Annotated in this window: 21 protein-coding genes; 7 read left to right on the top strand and 14 right to left on the bottom strand. The window is 71.4% G+C overall.

What is annotated here, in order from left to right:
* Positions 1-2 precede the first annotated feature (2 nt).
* The 6 genes from ACFJGV_RS10255 to ACFJGV_RS10230 all read right to left on the bottom strand — a co-directional run bounded on the left by ACFJGV_RS10255 (position 3) and on the right by ACFJGV_RS10230 (position 6562).
* Positions 3-1265 (bottom strand): aminotransferase class I/II-fold pyridoxal phosphate-dependent enzyme, encoded by a 1263-nt coding sequence (locus tag ACFJGV_RS10255; RefSeq protein WP_378143805.1) that lies wholly within the window; start codon positions 1263-1265, stop codon positions 3-5.
* 150 nt (positions 1266-1415) lie between these two features.
* A complete protein-coding gene (locus tag ACFJGV_RS10250) occupies positions 1416-2012 on the bottom strand; it encodes a hypothetical protein (RefSeq protein WP_378143804.1) in 597 nt (198 codons plus the stop codon).
* Entirely contained in the window at positions 2009-2365 is a 357-nt protein-coding gene (locus ACFJGV_RS10245; RefSeq protein ID WP_378143803.1) for a hypothetical protein, read from the bottom strand. Before ACFJGV_RS10245 ends, ACFJGV_RS10250 begins: the two co-directional genes overlap by 4 nt.
* Entirely contained in the window at positions 2362-4179 is a 1818-nt protein-coding gene (locus ACFJGV_RS10240; RefSeq protein ID WP_378143802.1) for a TIGR03767 family metallophosphoesterase, read from the bottom strand. Before ACFJGV_RS10240 ends, ACFJGV_RS10245 begins: the two co-directional genes overlap by 4 nt.
* Before the next feature lie 120 nt (positions 4180-4299).
* Positions 4300-5904, bottom strand: coding sequence for a hypothetical protein (locus ACFJGV_RS10235; RefSeq protein WP_378143800.1), 1605 nt, complete (start codon positions 5902-5904; stop codon positions 4300-4302).
* Positions 5905-5926: 22 nt separating this feature from the next.
* Positions 5927-6562 (bottom strand): ATP-binding cassette domain-containing protein, encoded by a 636-nt coding sequence (locus tag ACFJGV_RS10230; RefSeq protein ID WP_378143799.1) that lies wholly within the window; start codon positions 6560-6562, stop codon positions 5927-5929.
* Positions 6563-6701: 139 nt separating this feature from the next.
* On the opposite strand from ACFJGV_RS10230, the gene ACFJGV_RS10225 reads away from it, so the two are divergent.
* Positions 6702-6851: a hypothetical protein gene (locus tag ACFJGV_RS10225; RefSeq protein WP_378143798.1), complete on the top strand. Its 150-nt coding sequence runs from the start codon at positions 6702-6704 to the stop codon at positions 6849-6851.
* A gap of 72 nt (positions 6852-6923) precedes the next feature.
* On the opposite strand, the gene ACFJGV_RS10220 is transcribed toward ACFJGV_RS10225, so the two are convergent.
* Positions 6924-7601 carry a hypothetical protein gene (locus ACFJGV_RS10220; RefSeq protein WP_378143797.1) on the bottom strand — a complete coding sequence of 226 codons (678 nt, stop codon included), beginning with the start codon at positions 7599-7601 and terminating at the stop codon, positions 6924-6926.
* A gap of 156 nt (positions 7602-7757) precedes the next feature.
* Here ACFJGV_RS10220 and ACFJGV_RS10215 point away from each other — a divergent pair, with 156 nt between their 5' ends.
* Positions 7758-9641 carry a ParB-like protein gene (locus ACFJGV_RS10215; RefSeq protein ID WP_378143796.1) on the top strand — a complete coding sequence of 628 codons (1884 nt, stop codon included), beginning with the start codon at positions 7758-7760 and terminating at the stop codon, positions 9639-9641.
* A 91-nt stretch (positions 9642-9732) separates the two neighbouring features.
* On the opposite strand, the gene ACFJGV_RS10210 is transcribed toward ACFJGV_RS10215, so the two are convergent.
* From ACFJGV_RS10210 to ACFJGV_RS10195, 4 genes are all read right to left on the bottom strand, one after another.
* On the bottom strand, positions 9733-10164 hold the full coding sequence (locus ACFJGV_RS10210) for a hypothetical protein (RefSeq protein WP_378143795.1): 432 nt from the start codon (positions 10162-10164) through the stop codon (positions 9733-9735).
* A complete protein-coding gene (locus ACFJGV_RS10205; RefSeq protein ID WP_378143794.1) occupies positions 10161-10694 on the bottom strand; it encodes a hypothetical protein in 534 nt (177 codons plus the stop codon). Before ACFJGV_RS10205 ends, ACFJGV_RS10210 begins: the two co-directional genes overlap by 4 nt.
* 86 nt (positions 10695-10780) lie before the next feature.
* Positions 10781-11785, bottom strand: coding sequence for a hypothetical protein (locus ACFJGV_RS10200; RefSeq protein ID WP_378143793.1), 1005 nt, complete (start codon positions 11783-11785; stop codon positions 10781-10783).
* Positions 11786-11846: 61 nt separating this feature from the next.
* Positions 11847-12308: a MarR family winged helix-turn-helix transcriptional regulator gene (locus ACFJGV_RS10195; RefSeq protein ID WP_378143792.1), complete on the bottom strand. Its 462-nt coding sequence runs from the start codon at positions 12306-12308 to the stop codon at positions 11847-11849.
* A gap of 135 nt (positions 12309-12443) precedes the next feature.
* Here ACFJGV_RS10195 and ACFJGV_RS10190 point away from each other — a divergent pair, with 135 nt between their 5' ends.
* On the top strand, positions 12444-14348 hold the full coding sequence (locus ACFJGV_RS10190; protein ID WP_378143791.1) for a BCCT family transporter: 1905 nt from the start codon (positions 12444-12446) through the stop codon (positions 14346-14348).
* Here ACFJGV_RS10190 and ACFJGV_RS10185 read toward each other — a convergent pair.
* Together ACFJGV_RS10185 and ACFJGV_RS10180 are read right to left on the bottom strand one after the other, a co-directional pair.
* Positions 14345-15517, bottom strand: a complete 1173-nt coding sequence (locus tag ACFJGV_RS10185; RefSeq protein ID WP_378143790.1) for a hypothetical protein — start codon at positions 15515-15517, stop codon at positions 14345-14347. The genes ACFJGV_RS10190 and ACFJGV_RS10185 overlap by 4 nt on opposite strands.
* A gap of 86 nt (positions 15518-15603) precedes the next feature.
* Entirely contained in the window at positions 15604-16050 is a 447-nt protein-coding gene (locus ACFJGV_RS10180) for a VOC family protein (protein ID WP_378143789.1), read from the bottom strand.
* 86 nt (positions 16051-16136) lie between these two features.
* Here ACFJGV_RS10180 and ACFJGV_RS10175 point away from each other — a divergent pair, with 86 nt between their 5' ends.
* Together ACFJGV_RS10175 and ACFJGV_RS10170 are read left to right on the top strand one after the other, a co-directional pair.
* Complete coding sequence (locus tag ACFJGV_RS10175; RefSeq protein WP_378143788.1) at positions 16137-17192, top strand: 2,3-butanediol dehydrogenase; 1056 nt, start codon at positions 16137-16139, stop codon at positions 17190-17192.
* 9 nt (positions 17193-17201) lie between these two features.
* Complete coding sequence (locus ACFJGV_RS10170) at positions 17202-18188, top strand: zinc-binding dehydrogenase (protein WP_378143787.1); 987 nt, start codon at positions 17202-17204, stop codon at positions 18186-18188.
* Positions 18189-18275: 87 nt separating this feature from the next.
* Here ACFJGV_RS10170 and ACFJGV_RS10165 read toward each other — a convergent pair whose 3' ends face one another.
* Positions 18276-19355, bottom strand: coding sequence for an SDR family oxidoreductase (locus ACFJGV_RS10165; RefSeq protein WP_378143786.1), 1080 nt, complete (start codon positions 19353-19355; stop codon positions 18276-18278).
* A 272-nt stretch (positions 19356-19627) separates the two neighbouring features.
* Between ACFJGV_RS10165 and ACFJGV_RS10160 the strand changes: the two genes are divergently transcribed.
* Both ACFJGV_RS10160 and ACFJGV_RS10155 read left to right on the top strand, forming a co-directional pair.
* Entirely contained in the window at positions 19628-20569 is a 942-nt protein-coding gene (locus ACFJGV_RS10160) for an ABC transporter permease (RefSeq protein WP_378143784.1), read from the top strand.
* Positions 20570-20670: 101 nt separating this feature from the next.
* Entirely contained in the window at positions 20671-21774 is a 1104-nt protein-coding gene (locus tag ACFJGV_RS10155; RefSeq protein WP_378143783.1) for a substrate-binding domain-containing protein, read from the top strand.
* Positions 21775-21805 lie beyond the last annotated feature (31 nt).

Here is a 21805-nt window from a genome sequence, read left to right as displayed (position 1 = left end):
TCTCAGCCGGCGATGCCGGCACGCGTCGCGAAGCCGTCGAGGCAGGCGACCATTCGCTCGAGCGCCGATGCCCACTCCGTCTCATCGCGGGCGAAGCAGATCCGGAAGTGGCCCGTACCCGACGGGCCGAACTGGTATCCGGGCGAGACGATGACGCCCGCCTCGCGCTGCAGGGCGCCGGCGATCTCGACGTCGGTGGCCCCGAACGCCGACACGTCGACGAAGAGGTAGGCGGTGCCGTTCTGTGCCTGCACACGCACTCCCGGCACCGCCCGTAGTGCGGCGAGGCTCTGCTCGCGCAGTCTGTGGAGGTCGCTGACCCGCTCGGCCAGGAAGTCCGCGTCGTCGACGAGCCAGCGACCCAGCAGCCGCTGCGAGTACGCGGGCGCGCGAAGCGACGTCATCGCGATGCTCTGCTCGATCGACTTCACGACCTCGGTGGGGGCGACGACGACGCCGATGCGGAACCCGCTCATCGACTCGGTCTTCGACGGGCCGAGCAGGGTGATCGACCGATCCGCCATGCCCGGCTGCGCGCGCAGGTGGGGGAAGACGGTGTCGCCGTAGACGAGGCGGCTGTAGAGCTCGTCGACCATGACGAGGAAGCCGTGCTCGACCGACAGCTCCGCCACCCGGCGGATGACGTCCTCCGAGAACACGGCTCCGGTCGGGTTGTTCGGGTGGCTGAACATGAGCAGCACCGGCTGCTGCGCGGCGAGCTCCTCGACGAGGTCGAGATCGAGGCTCGGCTCGTCTCCGTCGAAGGTGAGGGGGATGCGCTCGATCCGCGCCCCGAGGAACTGCAGGATCCGCTCGCAGAACAGGTAGTCGGGGTCGGCCAGCAGCACGAGGTCGCCCTCGTTCACCAGCGACGACAGCGTCGTGAAGAGGGCGCCCTGCGTACCCGGTGTCAGCGCGAGGTCGGCCGAGGTCACCGGCGAACCGAGGAAGTCGGAGATCCGGGGCGCCAGCGAGTCGAGCACCTCGGGGGCCCCGCGGTAGGGCGTGTAGGCGAGGCTGCCGTCGGCGACGGCCGCCTGCATCGCGGCGTCGATCCACGGGGGCGGGGGGAAGCGGACGGTGTCGAAGTGCGTGGTGTCGAGCAGTCCGTTGCCGCCGCCGTCGAGCCGCAGCGAGACGTCGGCTTCGCGGACCGACATGCCCGGCGCGGCCTCGCGATCGGGGAGATGGGTCCGCAGGATCCGGTCGCTCGGGGTCAGGTCGAGGTCTGTCGGCGTCTCGACGGAACGCAGAGCGTGGGACATGGGGCTCCTTAGCAGGATCGCGAGATGTCGACGCGTCTCGCAGCGTCAACAGAAGACTGTCGTTTGTCGACAATACTCTATTCCGCGTCCCTGAGACGAGCGCGTCTGTGCGGCGAGGAGCGCCTCAGGCGCTCCTCGAGGGCGCTGCCGCTACTCGCGCGGCGCGGCGCGCGCCCAGAGGCGCGCCCATGCGTGCAGGAGCGCGGCGGCGAGGCCGCCGAGGACCAGCCAGGTGAGGAGGGCCGACCAGGGTCCGGCGATGAAGAACCCGACCAGGAGCGCCACGACCAGGCCGAGCGCCGTGACGAGGAGCGAGACGATCGTGAGCAGTGCGGCGCGGAGCGGTGTCGCCGCGAACGGACGCGCGATGCTCCTCGGACGAGGAGCGCCGGACGCGAGCCCGGGAGCGATGACGAGCGCGACCGTCGCCACGATCGGCAGGAGGACGGGGGAGACCAGCGAGCTCAGGGCCACGGCGAGCACCAGAGCGGCGAACGCGGCCCACGTCGCGACCGGCAGCAGCAGGCGACGGCGCCCGGGCGCAGAGAGCGCAGGCAGAGACGCGGCGGCCAGCAGCGCGGCCGACGCGCTGAACGACACGAAGGACACGAGGGTGAGGAGCACGAACCCCATCCCGAGCCCGGGAGTCGTGCCCGGCAGGACGGTGACGGCTTGGACGGCGGCGTTCACCACGATGACCGGCACGGTCACCGTGAGGAGACGACGCAGCGCATCCCTGCGGCTCATGGCGTCGCCCGCACAGCGTCGTCGAGGACGGACTGCAGCGACCCGGAGTACACGGTCTCGCCCCCGACGGTGACCGAGAGCTGCGCCGGATCGCCGGGCGGGACCACACCGACGATCTCCGCATCCTCGGTCGTGGTGCCGGCGCACCGGATCGCCCCCTGCGGGTCGGTCTCGCACACGGGCGCGGTGAGGACATCGACGTGCTCGGCGATCAGCACGTCGTCGACCCCGAACCGTGCCTCCGCCTCGCGCCCTCCGCCCACCGGCGCGATCGCCGCGACCTGCGAGCATCCGGTCGCCGCGAGGGCCAGAAGGACGACGACGCTGAGGCCGGCCCGGCGCCGGACGGTCACAGGCCGCGCTCCTTCTCGTACGCCAGGATGCGGGCCAGCTCGCTCATGTGCTGCGACTCGAGGGCCGCGTCGGTGACGGCGGAGAGGTCGAAGGGCGCGGGGAGCAGCAGCTCGGTGTTCCTGTCGAGGGGCGAGCCCCGGCGCATCGTCGGGCTCTCCGCCCAGTCGTTCGCGGCCAGCTCCCGGCTGCGGGACGCCAGATCGGCGACGGATGCGGTCGTCCCCGGTACGGCGGGCGAAGCGTGGTCGAGCACGGTGGTGAACAGCGAGAGGGTGCCGTCACGGTTGTCGACGATCTCGACCACCTGCTGCTGCTGGGGGAAGTCGATGCACGACGCCGTCGTGATCTCCCAGAAGCCACCCGTGTCGGAGGGGTGGGCGAGGATCTGGTTGAGATGCGTGTGACCGTTGAGCCAGGCCACCGCGACCGGATAGCGGAGCAGGAGGTCGATGACGTCCTGGGCGCCGTGGATGACCTCGGTGCCACCGGGCCGCTGAGCCTTGTTCTCGAGGGTGAGGCTGTTGTGGTGGCTGAACACGAGCACGAGCCGCTGCTCCCGCTGAGCGGTGGCGAGCTCCTGTTCGAGCCAGCGGAACTGCTCGTCGGGGAGGCCGCCATCCGGACCCGCGACGGGGTTGCAGGTGTCGAGGCCGAGCCCGCGCACGGTGGGAGAGAGGTCGGCCCGCCACCACGTCTGACCCGAGTCGAGGTTGTGCTGCGTGAAGCCGTGCCCCACCGGGCCGGGGGTGGGCTCGGTCCGGAAGTGCTCGGCCATGAAGTCGCGCTGCTCGAAGAGCGACCGCGCACCGTTCGGGTTCACCGCCTTCAGTCCGCCGCCCCCGAGCGCCACGCTCAGCGCCGACAAGGCCTGCTGCAGCGCGCTGCTCGAGGCGGCGTAGCCCTCGAGAGCGATGGAGGCCGTGGTCTCGAGCGAGTACGACTTCTGGCCGCCGATGGCCAGCGACTCCAGCTGCGGGGTGATCCCGAACGTGCCGAGGAGGAGCGTGTCGTGGTTGCCGTAGACCGCGTACCAGGGTGCGGGGAGTCCGGTCGACGTGATGGGCGCGGAGATCGCGTCTGCCAGCAGGGACGGGAGCGTGGGGAAGCCGTAGTCGCCGAAAGCTCCTCCCGATGGGTCGGTCGGTCGATAGGCCCAGACCGCCTCCTGCCAGGCCTGAACGCCCTGGAAGACAGGACCGGCGCTCGCGGGATCGACGCTGAGGCCGTCCATCAGGTCGATGTACCAGCGCAGCTCGAGGCTGGAGTGCATGTCCGCGCTGTCGCCCGTGACGATCGCCGCGCCCATCGGGGCTCCGGTGAGGGGGCTGTAGCGGGCATCGGCGAACGCCTGCACCATCGCCGCCGTGGCGTGCGGACTCAGCGGATCCTGCGGATGGAAGGCCGACCCCCATGCGGAGTGGTCTTGGACGATCATCGGCTCGATCCGCCCGGGTGACTGCGCATCGATCACATGGAGGTCGGAGAGGTGGCCGAGGTAGAACAGTGAGCGGCGGTCGTCGACACGGCCCACCCGCGGAGCACGGCGCAGGATGTCGAGCCGGGGGATGTACGGCTCGCCCGGGCCGAGGGTGAGCGTCCGGTAGCTGCCCTTCTGCACGCCGCCCTGGAGGATCGTCTGCTGCAGGGTCGACCGCACGGAGCCGGCCACCGTCTCGCGGGCCAGCCTGGGGACGGCCGGGGACACGACGGCGGAGGCGGACAGGGCGCGGCCCAGCGCATCGGCACCCAGACCGGTGGCTGCCGCGAGCACGCCGACACGGGCCAGGAACTGTCGTCGGGTGAGTCCGGACACGGGTCAGTCCGTTCGGTCGGTCCAAGGAGTGGTCGAACTGTAGCAGCGCCGAGTCAGCCCCTGCCACACCCCAGAACAGGCCCGAATCGCTCCGCATCCGCTTCGGCTTCGCGCCTCTGCTCAGGGGCGCAGGGCGCGGGCCCGGGAGTGGGCGCGAAGCAGGGCGACGCCGATCCCGGCGGGGACGACAAGCAGCCCGAGGGGGCCGGCGAGTGTGACCGCGGTCGCCGACGCGGCGAGGAAGAACGCCGAGATCAGCGCATCCGCCTGCCACGCCAGCTGGGCGATGATCGAGAGGTCGCCGGCCGGGGTGGGGATGGGCGCCAGCAGCGTCAGGGGAAGTGTGCCGCGCAGCGAGTCGACGAGGCGGATGGCGATCGCGCCCAGCGCGATGCCGCCGCTCAGGAGGAGCGTCGTCGGGTCGAGCGCGGTCGGCCCTACCGGGAGCACCCCGACCGCGCCCAGCCCCACCGCGGCCACGGTGCCCAGCACCACCGAGACCAGCGCGAACAGCACGGGGAGCGCCGAGTGCAGCGCCAGCGCGGTCGCCGTCTGCTGCCGGAAGAGCGCGGGCGAGCCGATGCCGACGGCGACCGAGCGGAAGCCGTCCGACACCGCGCCCGTCCCGGCGAAGGCGAGCACGCCGGCCGGACCCGCCACCGCCCACGCCACAGCGGGATCGAGCGATGCCGCGAGGGTGACCAGCACGACCGAGATCGTCGCCGCGGCCAGCCCGCCGAGCAGCCGGAACGGGGTGCGGATCGCGCCCACGAGGTCGCGCCCGAGGTAGGCGAGCGGCAGACAGTCGCTGACGATGGCGCGCGCCCGCCGCGCGATGGAGGGCAGCGCCCGGTATCGGGCCCCCGCCGCCGCGACGTCGCCGGTCACGGCGAGGGTGCGGGCGATGTCCTGGCGGGAGGCCTGCTCGACCAGGGCGTCTCCTCGCAGGCCGTCGAGCAGGCGGGGCGCGACGACCACGACAGCGACCGCCGCCAGGCCGAGCGCGACGAGGGCGACATCGAGGCTTTCGCTGCCGGAGGCGGTGGTCGGCCACGCGACGGCCGCCCATCCCCAGGGCAGTGCCGTCCCCAGCGGTGGGAGGACCCAGCCGAGCAGGACGAGCGCGAGCACGCCGGAACCGACGGCGGCGGTCGCCTGCGGCGGCATCCGCTGGCCGAGCAGCCAGCATCCGGAGGCGACGACACCGTAGAGCGCGGCGGCCAGCACGGTCGTCGCCCACGAGGAGGCCGTCGCGGCGCCGAAGGCCCACAGGCCGCCCGCCGACACCGCGAGAACGATCGCGAGGGCACCGGCGAGCACCACCAGCCACGTCACCCACGGGCCGCGGAGCGACTGTCGCCGCGGGACGTCGGAGGAGGCGAGGGTGGCGGAGGCGAAGGCGCTCCGGAGCGCGGGGCCGCGCATCCCCCCGAGGAGGACGAGGCCGCCGGCGACCAGTCCGAGGATCAGGCCGACGCCGCGTTGCGCCTCGGGCGTGAGGAGCAGCGGCGCGACGGCGGGATCGGACAGGCTCAGCACCACGGCGCGCACCAGCGGCGCACCGACGATGAGCAGGGCGAGGATGCCGGCGTAGACGGTGAGCGCCCGGTCGCCGGAGGGAGGCCGGTCGCCGCGGGTCCGGCGGAGGTCGCGCGCGGCCGTCGCGCGGGAGCGCCAGGAAGCGGCCTCCTCCGCTGGAGGCACACGCCAGCCGGTCGCCGTCACGGTCGACCTCCGCGCCGGATGCTCACGCCGCGCCCACGGTGACCTCGCGCCCGGCGAGCATCCCGCTCAGCTCGTCGCTGTGCGTGGCGAACACGATCGCGGCGCCCTCGTCGAGGCGCCGTCGCAGCGCCTGCGCGACCAGGCCGAGACGGTCGGCGTCGAGGCGCTGCTCCGGTTCGTCGAGGAGCAGCACATCGAACGGGCGGGCGAGCGTGAGCGCGATCGACGCGAGCTGCGTCTGGCCCGAGCTGAGCTCGTGCGGGTACCGCGAGGCGAGAGATGTGATGCCGAGCTCGTCGAGGAGCGCTCCGGCTCGATCGACGGCGTCGGCCCGCCCTGCACCCCACGAGATGCCGACGAACGCGAGCTGCTCGCTCAGCGTGAGGTCGCGGGCGAACGGCGGCACACCCACCAGGCCGGCGACCGCCGCGCGGAAGCGCCGGTCGCGGTCGTCGATGCGGAGGTCACCGAGCGTGACCGACCCCGATGACGGCCGCTGCAGTCCGGCGAGCACGCGCAGGAGCGTGGTCTTCCCCGACCCGTTCGGACCGCGGAGCGCCACGCTGTCGCCGAGCGCCGCCTCGAGCGAGGTGGGCGGCAGGAGCCGCTGCGAGTCGATCTCGACCGAGACCCGGTCGGCGCGCAGTGTGTCCGTCATCCCCTCGATCGTCTCACGTCGGGCTCTCCACCCGTCGGGAGGCGGCCCCCCGGGGTGCTCCGACTGTGGTCCCGTGGGAGGAGACGGGTGGTACCGGAGGGCGATGAGGCGGGGGACCGGTGATCCCTAGGTTGAGGACATGACCGCAACCACCTCCTTCGAAGTCACCGGCAACGTCGAGGACCGCCGACCGTCCCGCAGGTCGATCGCGCTGGCCGTCGCCGCCACCGTCGTCGCCGTCCCCGCCCTCGTGATGGCCGCGATCGCCATCCTCGTCGTCAGGTTCTGACGCGCCCGACGCGGGTGAGCGGGGTGCGGATGTGGATTCTCGAGCCACCCGGGAACGCGTCGCCCCGAGGAGTCAGCGGTCGCAGACGAGATCGGACGGCTCGCCGCTCAGCCACGAGGCGGAGTTCTTCTCGACGCCCCAGACGGCCAGTCGGGCCGAGGGGCCGTCCCAGTCGAGGCGGTACGTCCCCGAGGTGAAGGGTTCGTAGCCGTCGTCCGCGAGGTAATCCTCCTCCCATCGGACGGTCGCCGAGTCGGGCTGCACGATGCCCACATCGCCCCACGCTGCGTAGAGGAAGGCATACTCGTGCACGACGATGCGGCATCCGCCCGCGCTGGCCCCGGGGAGCATCTGGTAGCTGCTGCCCGACAGAGCGACCAAGGCGCCCGCGGGCACCGTCGCGACGAAGAGGAGGACGAGCAACGTCGTCCGGAACGCCTGTACCGGGATCGGCCGCGTGGGGGTGGGTGCCAGAGCACGTGCCACGACGAACAGCGCGATCGCGAGTGCGAGGGCGATGAGGAAGACCGACCCGGTGGTGGGTATCCAGGCGCCGATCACGACCGTCACGAAGCCGAGGGCCTCGTCGTGGCCAGGATACGGAAGGACGACCACGACCGCTGCGGCGAGCGAGGCGACGAGGGCCGTGGTCCCGAGCCACCAGCACACGGCCCGCCCGACTCGACGGCGACGCGACGCGGGAGCGTCGACGTCATGGCCGGGTGCTGACAGCGCTGCATTCGTCGTCATCCCGCCACGCTAGCCGCAGCGATGTCGGCCAGGCTGAGGCGTACGGGCGTCCTGTTCACCTGCCGGTCACCTCGGGGTCACGGGGGTCTGGGAGTGTCGCAGGGCTCTGTCCCGAGCGCGCCTGCACCCCGGGCGGCCCCGACCGGAAGTGACCCCGTGACCTCCTCCACTCCTCTGCGCCTCACCGCGATCGCCCTCGCGACCGTGCTCGCCGGCGGGCTGACGCTCGCGTCCGTGACGACGGCCGCCGCGGCGCCGCTCGCGCCGGCTGCGGTCTCGGCCTCCGTCGACGTCAAGGACCCGAGCTGTGTCGCCGACGACACCCGTGCGCTGTGCGCCGAGCCCGAGGAGCTGCTCGACGTGCGGATCGGGGACGTGCATCCGACCCAGCCGTCGCTCGGTTACGACGAGGTCTACTACAAGCTCGGGCGGTACTCGAGCGAGCTGAGCAAGGACACGATCAACAAGAAGTTCGACGACTGGTGCGAGGCGAACGGTCAGGAGGAGGCCGCGACGGCCGGCCCGGACGCGACCCTCACCGATCCGTCGACGTTCACCTGCACGGTCCCGGTAGGCTCGGAGACGGCCGACACGATCGAGCCGATGAAGACGGTGGTGATCGGCCCCGGCGGCACCCTCTATCTCACCGACGGCCACCACACCCTGACCTCGTTCTTCGAGGACTCCGGACCCGACGTCCACGTGCGCCTGCGCGTGCTCGGCAACCTCAGCGGCCTCTCCGAGGCGGACTTCTGGGACACCATGCAGGCCCAGAAGTGGGTATGGCTGCGCGACGTCGACGGGAACACCATCACACCGGCCCAGCTGCCGACGAACGTCGGTCTCGCGAACTTCGAGGACGACCGCTACCGCAGCATCATGTACTTCGGCCGCGACATCGGCTACTCCGCCGACGGGGCCGTCCCGTTCCAGGAGTTCTACTGGGGCAGCTGGCTGCGCGGCCACCCCGAGCTCGGCGTCGCCGACTGGGACCAGGACGACTGGGCCGCATCCCTCGCCCTCGTGAAGACCATCACACAGGCCCAGGCGGCCCTCGCGCCCGACACGGTGATCGACCCGGTCTCCGGGTACACCGCCGCCGACCTCAGCGCGTTCACGAAGTGGAACGACGGCAAGGCCGAGACGAAGGGCGAATGGGCGAAGCTGTCCGTCCCCTACTCCAAGGCGAAGCCCGGCAAGCTCGCCTACATGACGGCGTACCGGGCCACGCTCCCCGCGCCGCAGTTCGCCGTCACCTCGCCGACCCCGGGTCAGGTGCTCGACACGCGGACGGTGGTCTTCCGGGGGACGGGCATCGACGGTGCGGTCGTGACGGTGACCGAGGCCGACGGCACCGCCGTGCCCGGCACTGCGCCGGTCACGGTCGAGGACGGCGCGTGGACCACGACGGGCACCTTCCCGTCGTACGTCGGCGGCGAGCAGAGCGTCACGGTCACCCAGACCGTGGGGGCGGAGGTGACCACCGCGCCGGTGACCTTCACCCTCCCCGAGGCCGTGAAGCTGCCTGCGCCGACCATCACGTCGCCCACGGCGGACGCGGCCCTGGTCGGCTCCACGGCGACCTTCGCCGGAACCGGCACCCCGGGGACGAACGTCGTCCTGGGCGTCGTCCCGACCTCGTCCGTCGAGGGTCGGATGTCGGCGCTCGCGGCACCGGAGCCCGCCGACCCCGCCGACCCGATCGTCGTCGACACCGACGGGCGCTGGTCCGTGACGGTGGCCCTCGAGCCCGGCGACTGGACGGCGCGCGCCGTGCTCGTCCGGTTCGACGACCAGGGCGGACTCCCGACGGTGATCTCCGAGTTCTCCGCCCCGGTGCGCTTCACCCTCGCGGCAGCGGTGACCCCGGCCGTTCCCGGTGACCCGGGTGGTGCCGGGGCGAAGCCCGCCGCCACGGGCAGCGGCGCCCTCGCGAGCACGGGCCTCGAGCTCGCGCCCTACGGCATCGGCCTCGTGCTCGCCCTCGTGGGCGCCGCCGCCCTCATCGCCCGTCGCTCACTCCGCCCCGGTCGCGACTGACCGCTCGAGCGCTCGCTTCCGGCGCCTTCTCGTACCGGGATCCGACCGGGAACGAGCACTCGACGCGCTCAGCGCGAGCGGGCGAGGATGCTCAGCCCAGGCGAGGGCTGTCGGCGAGCGGGATCGCGTCGGCCGCGGGGATGTAGGTGATGGGGTGACCGCTCGCGGCGCACTCCTGAGCCACGATGCCGAGGCCGTTGTCGAGGCTCTCGATCCTGGTCCTCTGCGGCAGCCCGCTCTCGGAGAGGGCCACCTGCAGGTCGCGAGCGGTGAGCTTCAGCGCCTCGTCGACGGTGTCGTTCACCAGGTCCGGCGTCCGGGAGTGGGCCCAGAAGGCGAGGAGCTCGTCCCGGGCCGCGGGGGCATCCGCGTCGGGTGCTCGGCCGGCGAAGGCGTCCCATCGCTCGGCGAACCGGGCGCAGAAGTCGGCGTCGACGTCGGTGCGTCGGGCGCATCCGCTGGTCGTCAGCATCAGCGCGATCAGGGCGACGGCCGCGCCGGCCCTGATCGCTGACCGCCTCATCGCTCGCGGATGCGGCGGAAGGTCGGCAGGTAGGCGTAGACCGCGGTGAGCACCGTCGCGACGGTGAGGAGGGGGAGGGCCAGCTCGAGAGCGGGGGGACTGCTCTTCCCGAGGGAGAGCGAGAGGGTGAGCCACGCCCCGGCGGTCCCGGCGATGAGCAGCCCTGTGAACACGGCGAGGGCCCTGGCGGCGGCGGTGGAGGACTCGCGCTGCAGCGTGACGAGTGCGGTGATCATGGTGCCGATGATGACGGCGATGAGCACGAGGAACGCGATCCCGAAGAGCATGTCGACGCCGTCGGTCTCGCCCTCCCTGTCGGGACCGAGGAGCGCTCCGGCGAAGGTGAAGAGGTTCACCGTCTCCTCCTCGCCGTCGATGGTGTCGGACAGGAACGGGAGGATGAGCGCGAGGGCGAGCAGCGCTTCGAGGACGAGGACGGGGAAGACGAGGACCGCCCGCTCGAGCTCCCTGACCTGCTCTCGCAGAAACTGGACCGATACCGAATCGGCGCCTCGTGCATCCTGTGTCATGGTCTGCACCGTACTCGGGGCAAGGGGCCTGGCGGCGGACTTCCTGCGAAGATCACCTCTCGCCCCGGCCGGCGCCAGGCGGGCGATCAGGCGCCGGCGGGGAACGTCTGCATGCCGTCCTGGGTGAACACGATGATGTCCCTCAGCGTCCAGGACGTGTACAGGTGCTCCGTCTGGATCACCTGGCCGACGGCACGCGCGCTCTCCGCGGTCAGCTCGAGCGGGAGGAGAGTGCCGTCGGGGGCCAGGGCGGGGATCACGTAGATGTCGACGATCTCGTCGCCGGGGAGGAAGTAGAGCACCGAGCCGTAGTGGGGGCCGACGGCGGCCTTGAGCGGGATGAACACGCGGGCGAAGCGGGTGCCCTGCACGCTCTTCCCCTCGCCGTCCACGGTGTTGACCGCCTCGGGCACCGAGATGACCCCCGTGATCGTGGACGCCGCGGCGTCGTAGCCGCCGTCGGTGAGGATCTGGCGGAGCTGCGCGGTCACCGCGGTCGGTCGTACTCCGGCGAGGAGCCCCGCGAAGTCGACGGAGTACGTGATCGTGAAGGCGGACGCCTCGAAGCTGCCGCTCGGGGGGACGACGCCGTCGATCTGACCCATCCTGGTCCAGGTGGCGACGGCGTCGGCGAGAGTCTGCGTGTCGGCCCCCGAGGCCATCACGAGGTCGAGGTGGGGGCCGGTGCGCTCGGATCCGGCTGGGATGACGCTGAGCTGGAAGCGCGGCGCGGAGTCGTAGGTCTCGGCGACCTCCTGGGTGATGGCGTCGCGGACATCCGAGGCGAAGAAGGCGTCGACGGCCTCACGCGTCACCTCCTCGGCCCGATCGGGATCGGCGATCGTGATCTGCAGCTCGTAGTCGAGACCGCTGCGGGTCTGGGCCGGGTCCGCCAGGCCCTCGATCTGGAGGAGCTGCTCGCGCAGTGCGGCGGTCGAGGTCTCCACCGGGTCCGCGGCCGGCGGGGGTGCGGGTGTGGTGCAGGCGCTCAACAGGATCGCTCCGAGCAGCACGAGCGCCGTCAGAGCGCCTCCCCTGGCGGTCGTCGTGCGCGTCCTGCTCGTGCCGTGTGCTCTGCGTGCCGTGCGCATGCCCGTCCCCCCGGCCCGGCCATCGGTTCTCCACCGGGTCCGTCCCCGACCCTATCCGGGGTCAGAGGCCGAGGGTGAGGAGGTCCCTGGCAGAGGGCTCGCCCGCGGCGTCGGCGAAGAGCCGCAGCGCCTCCGCGATCCGGGTGCGGTCACCCGGTTCGCGGCGGGCGAGGATGTCCGCGATCTCGCGGCGTCGGCGCTCCGTCACCTCGGCCACGAGGTGAGCGCCCGCGGGGGTGAGGCCCACGATGGTCTCGCGCCCGCTGGTCGCACTCCGGGTGCGCGCCACCCACCCGCCGGCGACGAGCCGGTCGACCGTGCGGCTGAAGGTGGACGGATGCGACCCCATCCGCTCGGCGATGGCGCCGCTGCGCAGCGGCCCCTCGCCGGCGAGGATCACGAGCACCCTGAACTGCGGCAGCGTGATCTCGTGGAGGGCCTCGGACACGCTCCGCGCCACCACGCCGAGGAGCGCTCTCGACGCCCTCAGCGTCGCCTCCGCCGACCCGTCCTCGACCGTCACAACGCACCACCTCCCGTGGTCGGAAGTTTGCCATATGGCACAGATTCGGTAAAGTCGATCAGCGTGCCTACGACGGCGCATGTCAACGACAGGCCCGTCCACCGGTGCGGCGGGCCGCCGAGGAGGACCCGTCGCATGACCCGTGAAGACCAGCGTGCCCAGCCGCGGACCGCTCCGCCTCCGCCCGCGGCGTCCCCCGAGACCCCGGAGACCGCCTCCCGCGCTGCCCAGGGCAGCCGCTCGAGGCGAGTCCTCGCCGAGGTGACGCATCCGGCGCTCATCCCCGGGATCGGGGTGGAGGACACCCCGCGGACCTTCGCGACGAACTGGTTCGTGCTCGTCGGGGCGGGCGTGCTCGTGCTGGCCGTGGTGCTCTGGGGCTTCCTCGCGCCGGAGTCGATCAGCGTGGTGGGCTCGGAGTCGCTGGCCTGGGTGATGACGAACTTCGGCTGGCTGTTCTCCGCCCTCGCGCTGGTGACGATCGTGTTCATGCTCGTCGTCGGCTACGGCCGCACGGGCGGCATCCGTCTCGGCTCCGACGACGAGGCACCCGAGTTCTCGACGGTGTCGTGGATCGCCATGCTGTTCTCCGCGGGCATGGGCATCGGCCTGCTGTTCTGGGGGCCGGCGGAGCCGCTGCAGTACTTCCTCGAGGTGCCGTACGGGTTCACGTCGGAGCCCGGCAGCCGCGACGCGATGCTCGATGCGCTCGCGCAGTCGATCCTGCACTGGGGTCCGATGGCGTGGGCGTTCTACGCCCTCGTCGGCGGCGCCATCGCCTACGCCGCCTACCGGCGCGGACGGGCGCCCCTGATCTCGGCGATCTTCCGCCCGATCTTCGGCGAGCGCACCGAGGGCTGGATCGGCTCGGTCATCGACGCGTTCGCCATCATCGTGACGCTCTTCGGCACCGGCGTCACGCTCGGGATGGGGACGCTGCAGATCGCCAGCGGCATCGAGTACGTCGCCGGGATCGGCCCGCTCGGCAACGGCGCCCTGGTCGGCATCGTCACCATCCTCACCGCGGCGTTCGTGGTCTCGGCGGTGTCCGGGGTGAAGCGCGGCATCCGCGCCCTGTCGAACATCAACATGGTGGTCGCTGCGGTCATCGGCCTGTTCGTGCTCATCGCCGGACCGACGCTGTTCCTGCTCAACATCATCCCGTCGAGCGTCCCCGCCTTCTTCGGCGACCTCTGGATGATGCTCACGCGGAGCGCCGCGCAGGGCGACGAGGCCGCGTCGTTCATGTCGACCTGGACCGACTACTACTGGGCCTGGTGGATCTCGTGGACCCCCTTCGTCGGCATGTTCATCGCGAAGGTCTCCCGCGGTCGTACCCTCCGCGAGTTCGTCACGGTCGTCATCGTGGTTCCGTCGATCGTCTGCATCGCCTGGTTCGGGATCCTCGGCGGCACCACGATGCTGTTCGAGTCGCAGGGTCTCGGGATCAGCGACGCAGGCTCGTCCGAGGCGGTGCTCTTCGCGGTGCTCGAGAACCTCCCGTTCGGCGTCATCCTCTCGGTGCTCGCCATGGTCTCGATCGTGCTGTTCTTCGTCACCTCCGCCGACTCCGCCGCGATCGTCATGGGCTCGGTGAGCCAGCGCGGCCGCCCCGAACCGTCCCGCTGGGTGACGGTGTTCTGGGGTGTGCTCCTCGGCGCGGCGGCGCTCGCGCTCCTGCTCGCGGGCGGCGAGACCGCCCTCTCCGGGCTGCAGTCGATCATGGTGGTCTCGGCGCTGCCGTTCGCGATCATCGTGGTGGGCATCATGGTCGCCTGGGCGAAGGAGCTGCGGACCGACCCCTACATCCTGCGCACCCGGTTCGCGCGGGCGGCGATCGCCCAGGGCGTGCGGCGTGGGATCGCCGAGCACGGCGACGACTTCGTGTTCGAGGCCGCCGGGGTGGGCTCGGAGGACGGCGCCGGGGCGGGGATCGACACCGACGATCCCGCCCTGACCGACTGGTACGAGACCGCGACAGGGATGACCCCCGTGATCCCCCCGGCGGACAGCCAGGATGCGACGGACCGTCCGTCCTAGAGGCCTGACCGGAACTCGATGACCACGTCGTCGGCGCGCGGACTGATCCAGGCGTAGATCGAGAACCGGCTGGCGTCGTACGAGCCGTCGGCCGTGTATGAGAACCGTCCGGGAGTGAACGTGGCCCGCAGGGCGGGTTCGGCGGCCACCCCGTCGGTGTAGTCGACCGAGTAGGTCCCGATCCCGTCGAGAGCGGGATAGTCGGAGATCGCCACGTCCTGGGCGAATCCGGCGCGGAGGCTCAACGTCGTCGGGCACTCCGGGCCCACGGCGGGGAGCGCGGCGAAGCAGGAGTCGACGAACGCCTGCGCCTCCGCGGTCACCCGATCCCTGAGGGCGCTGGTCGCGGAGTAGACCAGCGTGCTGTCGACGACCTCTCCGAGCTCGTCGGAGGACGAGCTCGTGGCGTTGCCGCCCGACAGGGTGACCTCGGCGTCCTCCGCGGTCGCGAATCGGCTCGCCGTGGCCTGGAGACCGTAGACCCCGGGGTAGAGCAGCGTCACGCGCTGCGGTGCCCTGTCGAGGCGGGGGCCGCTGACGTCGACGGAGGCGGACCCGATCGCGGCCGGACCCAGCTCGGGCAGGTTGGTCTCCACACGGAGCGGCACGAGCAGCGGATCGACCACCCGCCACTGCGGGAAGCCGTACCAGGTGTCGGGCAGCCGCTCGACGCGGAGCGTGGTGCGGCCCTCGACGTCGGCCACGGAGTAGCGCACGTCGACGTCGAGCCGGTCGCCCACCGCGAGGTGGTAGCCGTCGTCGTCCGCCCGGAGCTCGCCGACGGTGAGGCGCGAGGTCGCCGCGGCGGCGGCCTGCTCGATGACACCCGTGTCGAGGACGATGTCGTCCTCCGCGGTGCGGGCCGCGCCACCCGACACGAGCGGGGCGGCGAGAGGGTCGTCCGAGTACTCGTCGTACCCCGTGTACGCGGTGGGGTCGACCATCGCCGCGGCGGCCTGCGTGTCGCCGGCGGCGAGGAGGTCGAGGTAGTCGCGCACCGTGTCCTCGGGGTGGATGTTCACGCGGATGGCGCTGTAGACGATCCACGCCACCGCGGCGAGCAGCACCGCGCCCCCGATCACGCTGGTGAGCACGATCCGCCGGCGCGACCAGCGGCGACCGGATCCCCGCGCGGGCGTGCCCTCGGTGCTCTCCTGTGTCGCCGTCATCGTCGCCCCTCCCCGAACACCAGTCTGGCGCGACGGAGGCGGTGCCGCACGCGGCGCTGGTCTGAGCGAGCCTGCGCGGGCGGAGGTCAGGCGGCGGTCTCCCAGAGCTCGAGCTGGATCCCGTCGGGGTCGCGGAAGTACGCCCAGCGGCAGCCCCGCAGCGAGCCCTCGGTCAGGGTGACGGGCGGCCCGCTGAACTCGACGCCCTTGGCGCTCAGCTCGGAGACGGCGGCGTCGATGTCGTCGACCTCGAGGCAGACGTGGGCCGAGCCGACGTCGGCGTTCGTGCGGTCGAACGGCTGTCCCTCCGGCTCGTGGTACTCGAGGAACTCGATGCGGGTCGACCCGATGCGGATCATCGAGAACGACAGCACGGCGCCCGGCACCTGCACGCTGCGGGCGAGCTCCTCGCCCTCGCCGTGGTCGACGGGTCCGGGCTCGAGCGAGAACATCTCGGCGTACCACCGGCGGGAGCGTTCGACGTCGCTGACGGCGAGACCCACGTGATGGACGGCCTGGACTGAGAACGGCATCGCGAATCTCCTTCGACTCGACAGTGTGGCTGAATCCGCTTGTAGTATTGTCCAGTAGAGCTGAACATGCAAAGGAGCATCGCGATATGAGGGCAGCCGTCTTCCACGACGCGCACGACATCCGGATCGAGGAGGTGGCCGACCCCGCCGGCCCGGGCCGCGGCGAGGTGCTCGTGCGGCCGTACTGGTGCGGCATCTGCGGCACCGACCTGCACGAGTACGCGGTGGGTCCGATCGTCATCCCCATCGACCCCCATCCGCTCAACGGCTCGACCGCGCCCCAGATCCTCGGCCACGAGTTCTCGGCCGAGGTCGTCGAGGTCGGCGCCGACGTCGTCGGCGTCAAGGCGGGTGACCGGGTCTCGATCATGCCGCTGCTCTACTGCGGCCGCTGCTACTACTGCCGGCGCTCGCTCAATCACCTCTGCGTCTCGATGGCCTGCATCGGCCTGAGCTACGGATGGGGCGGCATCGCCGAGCTGGCCGTCGTGCCCGCCACCCACGTGAGCGTGCTGCCCGACTCGGTGAGCGACCTGCAGGGCGCCCTCGTCGAGCCGGCCGCCGTCGCCGCGTACGGAGTCGACACCGCGCAGGTGCGCCCCGGCGACACGGTGCTCATCACGGGGGCCGGCCCGATCGGCGCGCTGGCCGCGCTCTACGCCTCCTCCATCGGCGCGAACGTCGTCATCTCGGAGGTGAACGCCACCAGGGCGGCGCTGGCCCGCGACCTGGGGGTCGGCGACGTCGTCGATCCCACACAGGTCGACCCCGTCGCGTTCCTCAAGGACCGCACGGAGGGGATCGGCGCCGACGCGGTGATCGAGTGCTCGGGCAACGAACGGGCGCTCCAGACCGCCCTCTCCGCGGTGCGTTCGGCCGGCCGGATCTCGCAGACCGGGCTGCACACGAAGGCCGCGTCGATCGACCCGATGATCCTCTCCGAGCACGACATCACGCTCACGGGAACCTGGTGCTACCCGGTGACCGACTGGCCGCGGATCATCGACCTCATCGCCCGCGGCCGCTACCCCGTCGAGAAGGTGGTCACGGCTCAGGTCGCCATGGCCGACGTGGTCTCGGGGTTCGACACGCTGCTGTCGCCGACCGGCGACCAGGTCAAGATGCTGATCCAGGCGCGATAGGAGGCCGACATGCGAGCACTGCGGTTCACCTCTGAGGGCGTCGCCGCCGTCGAGGACGTCCCGGTCCCCGAGATCGCGGCCGACGAGGTCCTGGTCGCGGCCCGGCGCGTGGGGGTCTGCCACTCCGACATCGAGCTGCTCGAGGGCCGCTACATCATCCCGTTCTCCTACCCGATCATCCCCGGGCACGAGTGGGCCGGAGAGGTGGCGGCGGTCGGGTCCGACGTCACCGACGTGTCGGTCGGCGACCGCGTCGTCGGCGAGTGCGTGATCGGCGACGACCACTTCGGCTTCTCGATCTCCGGCGCCGCCGCCGACTACTTCGTCGTGAAGCCGTCGTGGCTGCACCAGCTGCCGGACGAGCTCGACTGGTCGGTGGGCGCGCTCGTCGAGCCCTTCTCGGTCGCCTACTACGCGCTGCTCCGGGTGGGAGACGTGGACGCCAGCGACGTCCTCACCGTGCTGGGCGCCGGCCCGATCGGTCTCGCGGTGACCGCCGCCGCCGTCGCGCTCGGCGCGACCGTCGTCGTGGTCGAACCGTCTGAGGCGCGACGCTCGGTCGCCCTCCAGCTCGGGGCCGCCGCGGCTGTGTCGCCCGAGGACGCCGAGACGACGCTCGCCGGTCTCTCGAACGGGCGCGGATCCGACGTCGTGATCGAGTGCAGCGGCCGTCCGGAGGTGATGGCGAGCGCGTTCGAGCTGGCCGCTTTCCGCGGTCGGATCGGGTTCATCGGCATCGACGTGGGCCGCAGCGCCCCCGCCCGACTCGGGCTCATCCAGTCGAAGGAGCTCACGATCACGGGCTCGATCGGATCGCCGGGCGTCTGGCCCCAGACGCTGCGCTTCCTCGCGAAGAGCGGCATCGACCTCAGTCCGCTCATCACGCACGAGTTCGGATCGGCCGAGGCGACGGATGCGGTGACGACGGCGTCGACGCCCTCCGGCGTGATCAAGGCGCAGATCACCTTCGACGCCCCGGTCCCCGCCGTGCGCTGACGGCCCGCACCTGACGACGAGGCCCCGGTCATCCGCTCAGGATGCCGGGGCCACGTCACAGCCGGTGCGCTGTCGAGCCGGGGTCTGTCAGGGGATGATGCGCGCGGCGCGGTAGCGGTCGACCTTGTCGAAGAGGCTGTCCGGCGTGGTGCGGAAGGCCAGGAAGCCGGCGCGGCGGCTCTTGTCCATGCTCGTGAAGCACTCGATCTCGCGCCCCAGGTCGCTGTCGGTGTGCCACCAGCTGGCCAGACGCGACACGTCGGCTTCGACGAGTCCGTTCTCCGCCGCGATCGTGCGCCACTTCTCGGCGGCGTCGCCCATGCGCGGCTCGAGCGGGGCCGGCTCCTCGGAGAAGCCCGCCCACTCCACGCCGAAGCGCTCGGCGATGCGCGGCCAGAGCCAGCGCCAGCGGAAGACGTCGCCGTTCGCGATGTTGAACGCCTGGTTCGCCGCGGTCGGCGAGGTCGCGGCCCAGCCCAGCTGCTCCGCGAGGAGATCGGCGTCGGTGACGTCGGTGACGCCGTTCCACTGCGTGCGTGAGCCCGGGAAGCGGAAGACCTCGCCGAATCGGGCGCAGATGCTCGCGTAGACCGAGAGCGTCAGCGCCATGTTCATGGCGTTGCCGGTGGCGAAGCCGAACACGGTGTGGGCGCGGTGCACGCTCCAGGTGAAGCCGTCGCGGGCGGCGGCGTCGAACAGCTCATCCTCCTGCGCGTAGTAGAAGTTCGGGGTGTCGAGCCGGGGCTCGTCCTCGTGGAACGGGGTCTCCGCCATCACACCCGACGCGTAGTCCTCGAACGGCCCCAGGTAGTGCTTGAGTCCGGTGAGGAGGGCGACGTGCCGCACCGTGCCGGCCGGACGCACGGCGTCGAGGATGTTGCGGACGATGGCCGAGTTGATCCGGATGTTCTCCGCCTCGGTCTCCTGCCGCATCCAGGCGGTGATGAAGACCGCGCTGGGCTCGACACCGGCGAGCGCGGACGCCAGGCCCTCGGCATCGAGCAGATCGGCCGCCACGCCGATCACCCCCGGGACGGGTGAGTCGCCACGCCGGGACAGCCCCCGGACCTCCCAGCCGTCCTCGAGCAGCCGCCTGCTCAGGGCCTGTCCGGCGATGCCGGTCGCTCCGATGACCAGAGCCCGTCGTCCATCGTCATCCTGTGCCACGTCGCACACCTTTCGTCTGGGGATGTTCACACAAAATGTACACCTTTGCTGTACAGGTGCGTCGTGGATGCGCAGGATTCCGCGGGAAAGCAGGCCCCGGTGTGATCGTTATCGAAAGTTATTGTGAACACGAGGGCGTTCTGTAAAGCTATACTCAACGTCGAGTTCGATGACGACACTCTCAAGGACACGGAGACGACATGAACGCAACGGAGCGTACGACGACGCCACTGACCAGTTCGCGGTGGTCCCTCTCGCGTGGACTGATCACGATGGGTGTGGCCGTGGCCGTGCTGTTCTTGCTCTCCGCGGTGCTCGCTCCGTCGAGCGTGTCGAGCGGGGCCGTCTACGGCATGCTCCCCTTCGCCGCGATCCTCGCCTGCATCGGTCTCGGCCAGATGCTCGTGGTGCAGCAGGGCGGCATCGACCTGAGCATCCCGGGCGCCGTGTCGCTGGCCATCGTGGTGGTGAGCCGCATCCCGAACGGCGACGACTCCGTGCTCGTGCCCGCCCTGCTCCTCGCCGCGGGCATCGCGGTCGTGGCCGGTGCGCTCAACGGCTTCCTCATCGGCTGGCTCAAGCTGAACGCGATCATCGCGACGCTCGGCACCAACGCTCTGCTGTTCGCCGCCGTGCTGGGAATCTCCGGCGGCAGCCCCACCACGACCACCCGCGCCCTGCAGTCGATCGCGGGCGGGCTCACGCTCGGCATCCCGAACTCCGTCTTCTTCGCCGTCGCGGTGCTCGTCATCGTCTCGGTCGCCGTGAAGAAGACCGTCGCCGGCCGCCGCTTCGAAGCGGTCGGCGCGAACCCCGTCGCGTCGCGTGCCACGGGCCTCCGCGTCCGACTCCACCAGAGCCTGGCGTACGTGTGGGCGCAGCTGCTCTACGCGCTCGGCGGGATCCTGCTGGCGGGCATCACGGCTCAGCCCACCGCGTTCCAGGGCAACAGCTACCTCATCCCGGCCGTGGCCGTCGTCGTGCTCGGCGGCACGAGTCTGCTGGGCGGGCGCGGCTTTCCGCTCGCCACCGTCGTCGCCGCCCTCTTCCTCAGCCAGCTCGACCAGTTCGTGCTCGCCCTCGGCGTGCCGTTCGCGGTCCGCTCCATCGTGCAGGCCGCGGCGCTCGCCGTCGGCGTCGCCATGTACACCGTCAACTGGGGCGCCGTGCGCTCCCGGTTCAGCAGGAGCCCGGCCCAGCCGGCGACGTCCTGATCCCTTCCGACCCGCATCCCACCCGCACCACCAAGAGCTTCGACGTCGTCGTCGAACACCACAGCGGCAGAGGCGCCGCTCCACGTGAGAGGAATCCACGAATGACCATCAAGAAGAAGATCGCCACGATCGCCGCGCTCGCGAGCGTGGCCGTCCTCGGCCTCACGGCGTGCAGCAGTGGCGCGCCGTCGGCCAACGGCGGGCCCGCCGCCACCGGTTCGGTGGAGGGCGCACCGGACTGGTGCGGTCCCAACCAGATCAGCCTCGGACTCCTCGACGGCTTCGGCGGCAACAGCTGGCGCAAGATCACCACCGCCTCCGGCGCGGCGGAGGTCGCCAAGTGCCCGAGCGTCACCGACTACGAGTACGCCGACGGTCAGGGCGACACGCAGAAGTCCATCTCGGACATCCAGGGCATGGTCGCCAAGGGCATCAACGCGCTGGTCGTCTTCCCGGATGCGGGCGAGGCCATGCTGCCCGCTCTGCGCAGCGCCTACCAGGCCGGCGTCGTGACGGTCCCGTACCGCGTGAACCCGGGCGGTGAGGCGGGTAAGGACTACGACGCCTGGATCGGCGCCGACTTCAAGACCGACGGCACCAACTGGGCGAACTGGATCAAGGAGAACTTCCCCGACGGCGGGAACGTGCTGTTCCTCAGCGGCCCGAAGGGCAACAGCCAGGGGCAGGACGAGTTCGACGCGATGAAGGCCGTGCTCGACGACAAGTACACGTTCCTCGGCGAGCAGCCCTTCGAGCCCACCAACTGGGACCCGGCGGTCACGCAGCAGGTGCTCACCAGCGCCATCGCGAAGTACCCCCAGATCGACGTGATCGTGTCTGACTTCGGGCCGTCGCTCGTCGGCGCCCTGCCCGAGTTCACCAAGAGCGGTCGGTCGATCCCGGCGCTCGTCACCTCGGACGGCAACGTGCTCGGCTGCTTCTGGAAGGACAACCAGGCGGCGAACCCGGACTTCAAGATGTTCACGGTCGCCACGGGCAACGACAACGTGCGCCTCGCGATCCAGTACGCGGTGGCCAAGGCGACCGGGGGCAAGCTCCCCGACACGACGACGTTCGACGCGCCCGTCTTCGAGGACTCGGTCACGAGCGACCCGAACCCCGTCGAGTGCGAGCCCGACCTGCCCGGCGACATCTTCCTCTCCGCGGAGATGAGCCCCCAGGACCAGGCAGCGCTCCTGAAGTAACCCATCGGAGGAGACGCCCGGAGCCCGCACC

This window comes from Cnuibacter sp. UC19_7, from assembly GCF_042699995.1.
In the GTDB taxonomy this organism is placed as follows: Bacteria; Actinomycetota; Actinomycetes; order Actinomycetales; family Microbacteriaceae; genus Cnuibacter.
This window is presented reverse-complemented; position numbering and strand designations above follow the sequence as displayed.

Excerpts from the sequence above, each read along its gene's own strand:
- ACFJGV_RS10210 (WP_378143795.1), bottom strand. The coding sequence starts at position 10,164 with ATGAGGCGGTCAGCGATCAGGGCCGGCGCGGCCGTCGCCCTGATCGCG.
- ACFJGV_RS10180 (WP_378143789.1), bottom strand. The coding sequence starts at position 16,050 with ATGCCGTTCTCAGTCCAGGCCGTCCATCACGTGGGTCTCGCCGTCAGC.
- ACFJGV_RS10190 (WP_378143791.1), top strand. The coding sequence starts at position 12,444 with ATGACCCGTGAAGACCAGCGTGCCCAGCCGCGGACCGCTCCGCCTCCG.
- ACFJGV_RS10170 (WP_378143787.1), top strand. The coding sequence starts at position 17,202 with ATGCGAGCACTGCGGTTCACCTCTGAGGGCGTCGCCGCCGTCGAGGAC.
- ACFJGV_RS10175 (WP_378143788.1), top strand. The coding sequence starts at position 16,137 with ATGAGGGCAGCCGTCTTCCACGACGCGCACGACATCCGGATCGAGGAG.
- ACFJGV_RS10160 (WP_378143784.1), top strand. The coding sequence starts at position 19,628 with ATGGGTGTGGCCGTGGCCGTGCTGTTCTTGCTCTCCGCGGTGCTCGCT.
- ACFJGV_RS10230 (WP_378143799.1), bottom strand. The coding sequence starts at position 6,562 with ATGACGGACACACTGCGCGCCGACCGGGTCTCGGTCGAGATCGACTCG.
- ACFJGV_RS10220 (WP_378143797.1), bottom strand. The coding sequence starts at position 7,601 with ATGACGACGAATGCAGCGCTGTCAGCACCCGGCCATGACGTCGACGCT.
- ACFJGV_RS10205 (WP_378143794.1), bottom strand. The coding sequence starts at position 10,694 with ATGACACAGGATGCACGAGGCGCCGATTCGGTATCGGTCCAGTTTCTG.
- ACFJGV_RS10250 (WP_378143804.1), bottom strand. The coding sequence starts at position 2,012 with ATGAGCCGCAGGGATGCGCTGCGTCGTCTCCTCACGGTGACCGTGCCG.
- ACFJGV_RS10225 (WP_378143798.1), top strand. The coding sequence starts at position 6,702 with ATGACCGCAACCACCTCCTTCGAAGTCACCGGCAACGTCGAGGACCGC.
- ACFJGV_RS10255 (WP_378143805.1), bottom strand. The coding sequence starts at position 1,265 with ATGTCCCACGCTCTGCGTTCCGTCGAGACGCCGACAGACCTCGACCTG.
- ACFJGV_RS10200 (WP_378143793.1), bottom strand. The coding sequence starts at position 11,785 with ATGCGCACGGCACGCAGAGCACACGGCACGAGCAGGACGCGCACGACG.
- ACFJGV_RS10155 (WP_378143783.1), top strand. The coding sequence starts at position 20,671 with ATGACCATCAAGAAGAAGATCGCCACGATCGCCGCGCTCGCGAGCGTG.
- ACFJGV_RS10185 (WP_378143790.1), bottom strand. The coding sequence starts at position 15,517 with ATGACGGCGACACAGGAGAGCACCGAGGGCACGCCCGCGCGGGGATCC.